Origin of the sequence: Flavobacterium sp., assembly GCF_049240005.1 — a bacterium.
GTDB lineage: Bacteria > Bacteroidota > Bacteroidia > Flavobacteriales > Flavobacteriaceae > Flavobacterium.
This window is the reverse complement of record NZ_JBMLTK010000022.1, coordinates 1-11,125: the sequence shown is the minus strand read 5'-3', so window position 1 is coordinate 11,125 and position 11,125 is coordinate 1. Positions and strand designations below refer to the sequence as shown.

Here is an 11,125-nt window from a genome sequence, read left to right as displayed (position 1 = left end):
GCGAAAACCGCCCTGTGAGTGGGTTGAAATGGAAAGCCTGACCCCGGCCGGGTTTAGGGGGTGGGGTTGCGCCCAAATCAGCAATAAAAATTTTTAAACTTTTCCGAGTGCGTACAACTGCTCCATCGTTGGTGTAGCGCTTCCTCCTTCGGGTTCGAGCGTAATTCCGAACGCCTCAGCATCGCCCGTAGGCTCAACTTTGAAGATTTTCTCGGCCGACGAATCGTAGTTTGCAATCGTACCAATAGATGTTGGCGTAAGTTGCGGAACCAGCTTTAACGACCAGATTTGGTACACTTTTCCTTCCGGCGGCTCCGGCAACGACGCAATATCTACGTACACTTCCTGCGACGCCTTATTCCAGTAAATACGTGCCGACGATTCCGGTGCAATAGCCTGTCCCGCCAAATCGATTACCGTGTTTTCCTTGCTTCTCAAAACGTTAACCAATGCTAAACGACTCTCATTAACCTGATTTAAGGTATCAATTTTCTTCGTGAGTGCCACTTTTTCTTCGTTAACCGTGCTCAGTGCAGCATCTTTGTTCTGATTCTCAAAGAACAAATAACCGCAACCCAACAAGAACAATACCGAGGCAGCGTAACCAATATACGTGGCCAATCCGATAACTTTTACCGGTTTTGGTGCCTGAATCTCATTGCCAAAAATAGCTTTGGCAATGCGTTGGTAATTCTCGCCCGACAAGTAAGGCGCCATCGTGTACGACAAACTAACAACCGCTGTTTCAATCGATTTAATTTCGTCGCGAACTATTTGGTGCTCGGCCGCCATGCGCTCTACTTCGGCAACTTCGGCTTCAGTAGCTACTCCGTAAACGTACAGTTCAAGGATTCCCGAGGTGATAAATTCATTTACTTCCATTAGACTTGCAATAAATTTCTAAGGTCTGCTATACAATTTCTGTTTTGGGTTTTAACCGTCCCCAGCGGGATTTCCAATTCTTCAGAAGCTTCTTGTTGCGTGTAACCTTTAAAGAATAACAAATCGATAATTTTGATACACTTGGGTTTCAATTTTTTAATGAATTCTTGAATTCCAATTGAATCGATTTTGAAGTTTGCTTTATTGCTGTCATCAAGTAGATGTACGAAATTATCCGCAGATAGGTTTTTTTGCGCGTTGTTAAATCCTTTTGAACGCAAACGATCGATACTTGCATTGCGTGCAATATTCACAATCCAAGTGAAAAAACGCCCCTTGGAAGTATTGTACGAATCAATGTTTTTCCAAATCTTCACAAATACTTCTTGAAGCACGTCTTCTGCTTCTTCCTTGTCGCGCATCAAATTGTAAATCACGCCATACAGATTCTTCGCGTACATATCATACAACATCGTGTAGGCTTTTTCATCCTTTTTAAGGAGTAAGGGAATGAGTACTTCTTGTTCCATGCATTTTTTGTTATACCGTAAATATAATTTATTTTTTTGGGAAGCGTAGGTACCCGAAAGTCTACTTTATAAAAATATTATCATATGTTTAGAATGCAAATAGTACTTTTGAAATAAAATTACACATGAAAAATCTATTTATATGCTGCGCGGCGGCACTCTTGTTTTCTTGCAACAATTCGGCACAACAAAAAGTGAGTAATGTGCCTTTATCTCCAACTAAAGAAAAAACTACAGCTTCTATGAATTTCTACGATATTAAAGTAAAAGACATTAATGGGAATTCGTTCGATTTCTCCCAACTCAAAGGAAAGAAAGTACTTTTAGTAAACACAGCTTCGGAATGCGGATTTACGCCGCAATACGCCGAGCTTGAAAAATTGTACAAGCAATACGGCGGCGATTCGTTCGTGGTTATTGCGGTTCCGAGCAACGATTTCGGCGGACAAGAGCCGGGTTCTGCCAGCGAAATCAAATCGTTTTGTTCGGTGAAGTACGGTATTGATTTTCCGATTATGGAAAAAATGGTAACAAAAGGTACTGGGCAATCGCCTTTATATCAGTGGCTTACTTCCAAAGAGAAAAACGGCGTTAAGGATTCTACAGTAATGTGGAATTTCCACAAATTCTTTATCGACGAAAAAGGAAATTTAGTAACCGATTTCTCCTCATCTGTTAGTCCGCTCGATGCGCGAATCGTCGATTTAATCAAGGCGTAAATCCAATTGTAAAATGGCAAGATCGAGGATTTTGCCTTTTTTTTCGGCTATTCTCGGTAAAATTGCGGTTTGTTTAAAACCAAACTTTTCGTGAAAGGCAATGCTTTTTGGGTTTTGTGTGTCGATACAAGCCACCAGTACATGCAGTTGTTGTTTTTTTGCATAATCGATTAGTGCTTGCAGTAGGGAAGAACCCACTTGTTTCCCACGAAAATCGTTCGAGACGTAAACAGAATGTTCTACGGTGTTGCGGTACCCGTATTTTTTGCGGAACGTTCCGTAGCAAGCAAAGCCGGCAACGCGATTGTCGATTTCCGCAACCAGAAACGGAAAACCTGCGTCGGTTATCGATGCAATGAGTTCCTGTTGTGCTTCCACGCTACGCGTTTGCTCTTCGTAAATCGAGGTGCTGTTTTCAATTTCGTAGTTAACAATGGCAACTACTTCGGGAACATCGGAAGTACGAACAGGTCTGATTTGCATGTTGAATCGGGAATTATCGTCAAAATTAGGAACTTTTATTCGCTACGCCGTACCTTTGAAACAGGAATCTACACATGATCGTACCAGAAAATACACTTGCGCAATCCATCATCCAACATTTGTTGCTGTACAACATTACTACTGTGGTCATTTCGCCCGGTTCGCGCAATGCTCCATTAACTATTGGTTTTGCTTCGCATCCACAATTTAGCTGTTACAGCGTTGCCGATGAGCGCAGTGCCGCTTTCGTTGCCATGGGCATGGCTTTGGAACTACAAAAACCGGTTGCCGTTATTTGCACGTCGGGTTCGGCTGTTTTAAATTTTTATCCCGCTGTGGCAGAAGCGTTTTATAGTCGCATTCCGTTGGTTGTTATCTCTGCCGACCGGCCGCCGCATAAAATTGATATCGGCGATGGCCAAACGATCCGTCAGAAGCACGTGCTTAAAAATCATGTATGTAAAAGTTTAGATTTACCTGAATTTCCCACGAAAAAATCGGATCGCAAACTGGGAAAAGCCATACACAAAGCTATTTCCGAGCAATTGCCCATTCACATAAATGCGCCATTCGAAGAGCCGCTATACCGAACCTTGTCTGATTTCGATTATCGCATTTCAAGCACGCGTATCGTTCCTTCTGCAGAAAAGCAGCCACTACTCGACGCATTTTTCAATTTATGGAATGCCGCCGAACGCAAATTAGTCTTGATTGGCTCCGGATTGCCAGAACAATTCACAACCGCGTTTATCCGCGCTTTGGCGTCCGATCCGAGTGTGCTTGTTTTCACGGAAGCAAACAGCAATGTGCGTCATTCGGAATTTATCAATCAAATCGATTCGTTTATTTCTGAAAGCAATACGTTGTTTACCGAATCGCTGCGCTCAGATGTGTTGTTAAGCTTAGGCGGAATGGTTGTCAGTAAACGCATAAAAACACTATTGCGTTCGTACACAGATTTACCGCATTTTCATGTCGATGCGCATTTGGCTTACAATACTTTTGGTTTAGACGTGCAACACCTGAAAATGAGCCTAGCTAGTTTTCAGCAGCAATTTGTAGTTCGCACACAGCATGTTACTTCCACATACAAACAAAAGCAGTTGCAGCGGTACCGCCGTAAGTTGGAAAAACAAGCTGAATTCGAAGCAGTTGCCGCGTTTTCGGATTTTTCTGTTTTCAAATTGATTTGCGAAGCTGTGCCTGCTGATATTGCTTTACATGTTTCGAACAGCGCATCGATACGCTACATGCAGTTGTTTGCACTGCCGGAAAAACTGGCGGTTTATTGCAACCGAGGTACGTCGGGTATCGATGGTTCTACTTCTACGGCAGTGGGATTTTCGGTAGTTAGTGCAAAACCTACGATTTTAGTTACCGGCGATATCAGTTTCTTTTACGACAGCAACGGTTTGTGGAATCAGTACATACCACAAAATTTCAAAATTATTTTGATAAACAATGGGGGAGGAGGCATTTTTAGAATTTTGCCCGGACACCAGGAAAACGAGACGTTTCATACTTTTTTTGAAACAGCACATTGTTATACCGCCGAACATTTGGCAAAAATGTATAATTTCACTTACCAAACGGCTGCATCGTCGGCCCAGTTGTCGGATGCTTTAAAAGCGTTTTTTGCAGCAAGCGATCGCCGTATTTTGGAAATCTTTACACCAACTAGAACAAACGATTTGATACTAGATCAATATTTTACAGCTTTAAAAATAGACCAATTATGATGGAAATCGGAGTTTTTACCCGTTTGCGAATTCTTCGAAAAACAGCAGTTGGCCTTTTTTTGGGCGACGCCGAAGACAACGAAGTATTATTGCCCAACAAATACGTTACCGATCAAATGCAAATCGACGATGAGATTTCGGTTTTCATTTACCTGGATCACGAAGAACGTCCGGTAGCAACAACTTTAAATCCGTACATCACGCTCCATGATTATGCGTATTTGAAAGTAAATTACATCAATCAGTTTGGTGCCTTTCTCGATTGGGGACTGGAAAAAGATTTGTTTGCTCCGTTCGCCGAACAAGCTAAAAGAATGGAAGTTGACAAGCGTTACCTAGTGTATTGCTTTAAGGATGAAAAAACCAATAGATTGGTCGCCACCAGTAAAATCAACAAGCTTTTGCAAGAGATTCCTGAAGGTTTGCAATCGGGCGATCAAGTCGATTTAGTGATAAGTCACCGTACCGATTTAGGTGTGAATATGATTGTCAACAAACGCTTTCGCGGATTAGTGTACACCGACGAAGCAGCGAGTTTGCGCGTTCGTCCGGGCGATAAATTAACAGGTTACGTACGTCAAATTCGAGAAGACGGAAAAATAGATTTAGCCTTAAAACCCATTGGATATGCGAAAATATCAACCGAAGCTGGTAAGTTGCTCAGCGAAATTAAAGCAAACAAAGGTTTTTTAGGCTTAACCGATAAAAGTCATCCGGAAGATGTAAAGTCGGTTTTAAACATGAGTAAAAAAACGTTCAAGCAGGCTGTGGGTCAATTATACAAACAGCAACTAATTAGCATTACAGAAGAAGGATTAAAACTCAATCAATAAAGATGAAATCAGAACCTAATTGGATAAAAGTAGGCGACTACACCGATGTAACGTACCACAAAAGCAATGGAGTAGCGCGTATTGCTTTTAATCGTCCGGAAGTGCGCAATGCCTTTCGTCCGAAAACTACCGCTGAATTGTACCGGGCGTTTTACGATGCGCAAGAAGATACATCAATCGGCGTGGTTTTGCTTAGCGCAGAAGGACCTTCACCAAAAGACGGCGTATATTCGTTTTGCAGCGGAGGCGATCAGAAGGCCCGCGGACATCAAGGCTACGTTGGCGAAGACGGTATGCACAGACTCAATATCTTGGAAGTTCAACGTTTAATTCGCTTTATGCCCAAAGTAGTAATTGCTGTGGTTCCGGGTTGGGCGGTAGGCGGCGGACACAGTTTACATGTGGTTTGCGATTTGACCTTAGCAAGCAAAGAACACGCTATTTTTAAACAAACCGATGCCGATGTAACGAGTTTCGATGGCGGCTACGGCTCGGCGTATTTAGCGAAATTGGTTGGACAGAAGAAAGCGAGAGAGATTTTCTTCTTAGGTAGAAATTACTCAGCGCAGGAAGCTTACGAAATGGGAATGGTGAATGCGGTTATTCCACACGGCGAGTTGGAAGCAACGGCTTACGAATGGGCGCAGGAAATTCTCGAAAAATCGCCAACATCCATAAAAATGCTCAAGTTCGCAATGAATTTAACCGACGACGGCATGGTGGGTCAACAGGTTTTTGCTGGCGAAGCTACTCGCTTGGCGTACATGACCGAAGAAGCCGTGGAAGGCAGAAATGCATTCCTAGAAAAGCGTAAACCTAATTTCGGAAAAAACAAATGGATTCCATAGACGACTTTTCCAACAAGCAACTGCTCACCAACGAACTGCCCGATTTTGAAGCGGTGGAATTGCAGGTTTTGCATCCCGATTATTTGAAAGTAATGCTGATCTACGCGGCCATTGCGACATTTATTCCCGCTGCGGCTTTTGTAGCAGCTATCTTTTTAGTAGAAGATGCGCCTCTATTACTTCCCATCGGATTACCCATTTTGTTGCTATACATGCTCTTTGTATTCGCGGGAGTTATCATCGGATTTAAACGTCGAGGTTACGCCATTCGCGAACATGATATTGTATATCGATCCGGATTTCTATCGATCAAAACAACGATAATTCCTTTTAATCGCGTGCAGCACATTGCCTTGCACGAAGCCTTGTTTCCGCGCATGTTTAAACTCGCGGGCATTCAATTGTATACAGCTGGAGACGAGTCGAACGATTTAAGCATCGACGGACTTCCTAAAGATATTGCCCTTCGAATCAAAGATCTTTTAGCGAGTAAAATTCAAGGTCAGTAGTATATGGCAGACTTCGAAACACCTCAACGACAATCCATTGCAGGCATTTTAGTGCTTTTTGTGTTTTCGCTAACTAACAACATCAGGCACTTTGCCACACTGCTTTTGGTGGTATTTTTAAGAATGCGTGAACAACCGCTGTATATTTTGCTCGCTATTCTCGGACTTGCGGTGGCATTTTTGGTGTTTGCAGCGCTGAAATATTGGTTTTTTACGTTCGAATTAAACATACAAGAGCGAAATTTATTGGTGAAAGACGGAATCATCAATAAAACACGTACGGTAATTCAGTTCGAGAATATTCAACAAGTAAGCTTAAACCAGTCGTTTATTCATAAGTTAACGTCTGTTTATGAAGTAATTATCGATACAGCAGGGAGTGCCGATGCTGAGGTGAAAATCAAAGCTGTTTCTAAAGAAGTTGCAGAAGAACTTAAAGAGACACTTACCCAATACGCAAGTGCGAAGGCTGTGGCTGAAACTTCGACTTCGGAAGCAGAACAACAGCTAGCAATCGTAAAAGTTAGTGTCAGTTCCTTAGTGAAAGCATCGCTAACATCGAATTATTTTAAAACACTAGCGCTGATTATGGCGTTCTTCTTTTCGATTTACGAAACGATAGAGCAAGCAAATATTGAAGCGATAAGCGAGGAGGAGGTAGATGCACTTTCAAAGACTTTCAACTACGGAATTTTACTTGGAGTATTACTTGTAGTTGCTTTAATTTTATTACTGATTATCAATTTTATACGGGTTTTTGTTCGTTACTTCGGACTACAGATAAAACAGCAAGAAACAGGTTTGGAATTTACATACGGTTTGCTAAGTACAAGAAATACAAACATTCGTCCGAATAAAGTGCAACAGCTTACCATCGAACAAAATTTCCTACAAAGAAAGTTAGGCATTGCCGTCATTAGGTTCACACAAGCAGGCGGATTGCTCGGAAAGAATGGTGCCGTAAAATCAGCTTTGGATTTTCCAGGAATTGGTAGCGAAGAAGTACAATCTATTCGTAAGTTTATCTTAGGCGATCTACCAAAAGCACACACGGTTTTACGATCTAACTGGCGCAAAGCGGTTTTTTCATCTTTTCTCATTTTGATTGTGCCGATTTTGGCTCTGGTTTTTATTCCTGAAATTGATACCATAAATCGTGTAATCGGAGTTTCGATTTTGGTGACTGTAGTTCTCGCTTGGAATTTTGCGGCTCTAAAAAATTATCGCTTGGAAGTTGCCGATGGATATTTGTATTTGCACGCAGGTTTATGGGACAAAACGGTAACAGTACTGCCAATTCACAAAATGCAATCGGTTAACTTGGTGCAACTGGCGTGGCATAAAAACTTAGATTTGGCTAGCTTAACGATTGAAACCGCAGGAGGTAGTTTTGCCTTTAAGTTGGGAAATAAATCAGAAATATCGAAGTTCGTAAATCAGTGGTTGTTTAGTATAGAATCTTCGAATCCAAAATGGAATTAACTATGAAATGTATAGCAGTTATACCGGCACGTTTAGAATCGACACGACTTCCGCGGAAGTTATTACAGGATTTAGGTGGCGAAGCCGTTATCGTTCGCACGTATCGCGCTGTAAAAGCAACGGGCTTATTCGATAGAGTTTTGGTTGCAACCGATTCTGAAGAAATTGCCGATGCTATTAAAGCCGCAGGTGGGAGTGTTTTTATGAGTCTGAAGGCGCACGAATCGGGTAGCGATCGCATTGCTGAAGCCGTCGAGATTTTAGACTGCGATGTGGTAATCAATATCCAAGGTGACGAACCTTTTGTGGATGCCACGCTGCTGAAACAACTTGTGTCGGTTTTTGAAAACGATAGGAATAGAACGGTCGATGTTGCTTCGGTAATGACTCGCTTGACAGAACAGGAATCAATCGAAAATCCGAATCACGTAAAAGTCGTTGTCGATTCAAAACAGCATGCCTTATATTTCTCGCGTTTACCGATTCCGTACTTGCGCGAAGGTGGCGAAAAAACTATCTATTTCAAGCACATTGGTGTTTATGGTTTCAGAAAAAACGCTTTATTGTCTTTTGCAGCATTGCCCGCTGGTATTTTAGAAAATAGCGAGAAATTAGAACAATTGCGTTACCTCGAAAACGGTTTTCGAATTAAAATGGTGGAAACCGAGCAGCAATCGATTGGCATTGACACGGCAGCCGACTTAGAGTTGGCGCGCACTTATTTGAAAAGCCACTAAAAAACCTGCTACTTTTCGACAACAAAATATATCTAAGGAAAACCCTTAAATTTGAAAACGATTCTAAAATAATTCCATGAAAAAAATTCTCCTTTTCGTTACGCTAAGTGCAGCACTAATCAGCTGTAAAAAAGAACAAGAAAGTGAAGCTGTTCCCGCTGATCAAGAAAAAGTAGTACAAACCGACGCTACTGCACAGTCAGCCGAAACGCCGGAAACGCCGGAAGCAACGGAGGCAACAGAGACACCAGAAGCCGCTGAAGCTGCAGAAACCGAAAAAATAGAAGTGAAGGAAAATACTTCAAAAACACCAACTGTTTCTTATGCGAAGTTTGGCGCTCCGGTTGCTGCTACAAACGTACTTACCAAAGAACAAATGTTGCAGAAGTACGCGAAACTTAAGAAAGGCGACACGATTCAAGTGAAGTTTCGCAGTAAAATTGGTTCCGTTTGCAAAAAGAAAGGTTGCTGGATGAAAATGGATTTGGCCTCAGGCAGGGAATCGTTTATTAGATTTAAAGATTACGGATTTTTCGTGCCTTTAAATGCTGATGGCTCAACAGCAATTGTTAGCGGAAAAGCGTTTATCGATGTAGTTTCAGTAGATGAGTTAAAGCACTATGAGAAGGATGCGGGTAAATCGCAAGCTGAAATTGATAAAATTACAGAACCGAAAATCACCTATGCGTTTACTGCCGACGGTGTTCTAATCGAAGAATAATGCGCGTTTTCTCCATTCTTTTGGCAAGCTTTATTTTCTTTGGTTGTTCCGAGAAGAAAGTCGACACGCAAACTGCGAAAGTTAAGGATTCGGCCAATTGCAAAATGACTACAGCTAAAAAATCGAAGTTTCAAATGTACGAAATGTCGGAAATGGCTGCTTTAATGGAGCAGATGTACGTTGAAAATATGCGGATAAAAGCAACTTTTACCAGCGGTGGTGAAATCGGCACTTATCCAGTGGTTTTTGACAAGATTTATTCGGCAAAAATGACCGATTCGACAGATAACGACGCATTTTTTCAGGCGAAAGCCAAAGAGTTTTTAAAGCATCAAAAACTAATTTACAGCGATACAAAAAATGCGCGAACGCACTACCAAGCTGCAATCAATGCCTGTATTAGCTGTCATGAGAAAAAATGCGGCGGACCGATTGCGCGGATCAAAACACTTAAATTAGAGTGATTCGAGAAATCATAACCACCAGCGATGGCTCATCGACGATCCGCTTACCCGAAGTCGATGAGCATTATCATTCCAAACACGGCGCTATTCAGGAAGCACAACATGTATTTATAAAAAACGGATTAGAGCGCCTTTCACAAAAAAAGGCACGGATCCTAGAAATTGGCTACGGAACCGGTTTAAACGCACTTTTAACGGCGCTTTACGCAGAAGAACAACTACTGGAAATTGATTATACAGGAGTTGAAGCCTATCCGATTGAAACTGCCGAACATCGTGCCATGAATTATCCGGAATTACTTGATACACCAGCAGCCAAGCCGATTTTTGAAAAACTGTTTGAAGCAGAGTGGGAGCAGGCAAAAACGATCTCATCTTATTTTAAATTAACAAAACGAAAGTTACTTTTCGAGCAAATTGAATTTAAAGGCGCGTTCGATTTAATTTATTTTGACGCTTTTGGTTATCGCGTGCAACCCGATCTATGGTCGGCAGATATATTTTCAAGAATGTACCAAGCTCTTGATTCTGAAGGAATTTTGGTAACCTATGCAGCACGCTCCGTAATCAAACGAAACCTAGAAAGCGTCGGTTTTCAAGTACAAAAAGTACCCGGACCTCCCGGAAAACGCGAAATGTTTGTTGTTTATAAGCGTTCTAAACTTTAACAATTGTTTTACAGATTGTTTAACACAAGACGTACGAAATCGATTTAGTACATTTTGTATCTTTGACAAACCAGAGTAAAAAACAGACACGATGAGAGGAACAATGGTTGCGTACACCAAGACGATCTTGGAACGAGTTAGTTTTGATCCGAAGCTTTTTCGTAAAGAATTGGAAAAAGCAATTAAAGTGTTACTTCCTTATGAAATAGAACAACTGAGGGAATGGCTTACCCAGTTTGTTCACGGTAAACCCGAATTGAGCGATTGCCCGAATTTGCTTCCGGCCTAAAAAATCTTTTTTATCACGCGAAGTTTGTGCGTGTGCTTGCGTAGTTCTGCATTATAAATCCCGAGGTGGTCGAGGCGATCTACACGAACTTTCCCTGAGGCATGAATGATGTAATTATCTTTCATTATGATGCCCACGTGGATGATTTTTCCTTCCTCGTTATCAAAAAATGCCAAATCGCCCGGTTCGCTTTCTTCAATAAAACTCAAACCTTCGCCTTG

At 41.8% G+C, this 11,125-nt stretch carries 15 protein-coding genes; 11 read left to right on the top strand and 4 right to left on the bottom strand.

The window, feature by feature from the left end; translation table 11 throughout:
- Nucleotides 1-93: 93 nt before the first annotated feature.
- A complete protein-coding gene (locus ACOVQQ_RS01795; protein ID WP_421816678.1) occupies nucleotides 94-882 on the bottom strand; it encodes an anti-sigma factor in 789 nt (262 codons plus the stop codon).
- Nucleotides 882-1,412 carry an RNA polymerase sigma factor gene (locus ACOVQQ_RS01790; protein ID WP_298143757.1) on the bottom strand — a complete coding sequence of 177 codons (531 nt, stop codon included), beginning with the start codon at nucleotides 1,410-1,412 and terminating at the stop codon, nucleotides 882-884. The genes ACOVQQ_RS01795 and ACOVQQ_RS01790 overlap by 1 nt, the downstream gene beginning before the upstream one ends.
- A 125-nt stretch (nucleotides 1,413-1,537) precedes the next feature.
- Here ACOVQQ_RS01790 and ACOVQQ_RS01785 point away from each other — a divergent pair, with 125 nt between their 5' ends.
- A complete protein-coding gene (locus ACOVQQ_RS01785; protein ID WP_421816677.1) occupies nucleotides 1,538-2,131 on the top strand; it encodes a glutathione peroxidase in 594 nt (197 codons plus the stop codon).
- Here the strand turns inward: ACOVQQ_RS01785 and ACOVQQ_RS01780 are convergent.
- Nucleotides 2,117-2,614 carry a GNAT family N-acetyltransferase gene (locus tag ACOVQQ_RS01780; protein WP_421816676.1) on the bottom strand — a complete coding sequence of 166 codons (498 nt, stop codon included), beginning with the start codon at nucleotides 2,612-2,614 and terminating at the stop codon, nucleotides 2,117-2,119. The two genes, ACOVQQ_RS01785 and ACOVQQ_RS01780, sit on opposite strands and share 15 nt — an antisense overlap.
- Nucleotides 2,615-2,688: 74 nt before the next feature.
- On the opposite strand from ACOVQQ_RS01780, the gene menD reads away from it, so the two are divergent.
- The 10 genes from menD to ACOVQQ_RS01730 all read left to right on the top strand — a co-directional run bounded on the left by menD (nucleotide 2,689) and on the right by ACOVQQ_RS01730 (nucleotide 10,904).
- Entirely contained in the window at nucleotides 2,689-4,353 is a 1,665-nt protein-coding gene (menD, locus tag ACOVQQ_RS01775; RefSeq protein ID WP_421816675.1) for a 2-succinyl-5-enolpyruvyl-6-hydroxy-3-cyclohexene-1-carboxylic-acid synthase, read from the top strand.
- Nucleotides 4,350-5,186: a S1 RNA-binding domain-containing protein gene (locus ACOVQQ_RS01770; protein ID WP_421816674.1), complete on the top strand. Its 837-nt coding sequence runs from the start codon at nucleotides 4,350-4,352 to the stop codon at nucleotides 5,184-5,186. The genes menD and ACOVQQ_RS01770 overlap by 4 nt, the downstream gene beginning before the upstream one ends.
- Nucleotides 5,187-5,188: 2 nt before the next feature.
- Nucleotides 5,189-6,034: a 1,4-dihydroxy-2-naphthoyl-CoA synthase gene (locus tag ACOVQQ_RS01765; RefSeq protein WP_421816673.1), complete on the top strand. Its 846-nt coding sequence runs from the start codon at nucleotides 5,189-5,191 to the stop codon at nucleotides 6,032-6,034.
- Entirely contained in the window at nucleotides 6,022-6,543 is a 522-nt protein-coding gene (locus ACOVQQ_RS01760) for a PH domain-containing protein (protein WP_421816672.1), read from the top strand. The genes ACOVQQ_RS01765 and ACOVQQ_RS01760 overlap by 13 nt, the downstream gene beginning before the upstream one ends.
- A gap of 3 nt (nucleotides 6,544-6,546) precedes the next feature.
- Nucleotides 6,547-8,025: a PH domain-containing protein gene (locus ACOVQQ_RS01755; RefSeq protein WP_421816671.1), complete on the top strand. Its 1,479-nt coding sequence runs from the start codon at nucleotides 6,547-6,549 to the stop codon at nucleotides 8,023-8,025.
- A 2-nt stretch (nucleotides 8,026-8,027) separates the two neighbouring features.
- Nucleotides 8,028-8,762 (top strand): 3-deoxy-manno-octulosonate cytidylyltransferase, encoded by a 735-nt coding sequence (gene kdsB, locus ACOVQQ_RS01750; protein WP_421816670.1) that lies wholly within the window; start codon nucleotides 8,028-8,030, stop codon nucleotides 8,760-8,762.
- 76 nt (nucleotides 8,763-8,838) lie between these two features.
- Nucleotides 8,839-9,483, top strand: coding sequence for a DUF4920 domain-containing protein (locus ACOVQQ_RS01745; protein WP_421816669.1), 645 nt, complete (start codon nucleotides 8,839-8,841; stop codon nucleotides 9,481-9,483).
- Nucleotides 9,483-9,947 carry a hypothetical protein gene (locus tag ACOVQQ_RS01740; RefSeq protein WP_421816668.1) on the top strand — a complete coding sequence of 155 codons (465 nt, stop codon included), beginning with the start codon at nucleotides 9,483-9,485 and terminating at the stop codon, nucleotides 9,945-9,947. The genes ACOVQQ_RS01745 and ACOVQQ_RS01740 overlap by 1 nt, the downstream gene beginning before the upstream one ends.
- On the top strand, nucleotides 9,944-10,615 hold the full coding sequence (gene mnmD / locus ACOVQQ_RS01735; RefSeq protein ID WP_421816667.1) for a tRNA (5-methylaminomethyl-2-thiouridine)(34)-methyltransferase MnmD: 672 nt from the start codon (nucleotides 9,944-9,946) through the stop codon (nucleotides 10,613-10,615). The genes ACOVQQ_RS01740 and mnmD overlap by 4 nt, the downstream gene beginning before the upstream one ends.
- A 91-nt stretch (nucleotides 10,616-10,706) precedes the next feature.
- The gene (locus ACOVQQ_RS01730; protein ID WP_421816666.1) at nucleotides 10,707-10,904 is read left to right on the top strand and encodes a hypothetical protein; all 198 of its coding nucleotides are present in this window, start codon (nucleotides 10,707-10,709) and stop codon (nucleotides 10,902-10,904) included.
- Here the strand turns inward: ACOVQQ_RS01730 and ACOVQQ_RS01725 are convergent.
- A partial coding sequence (locus ACOVQQ_RS01725; RefSeq protein ID WP_421816665.1) for an NlpC/P60 family protein occupies nucleotides 10,901-11,125 on the bottom strand: 225 nt, incomplete at its 5' end. The two genes, ACOVQQ_RS01730 and ACOVQQ_RS01725, sit on opposite strands and share 4 nt — an antisense overlap.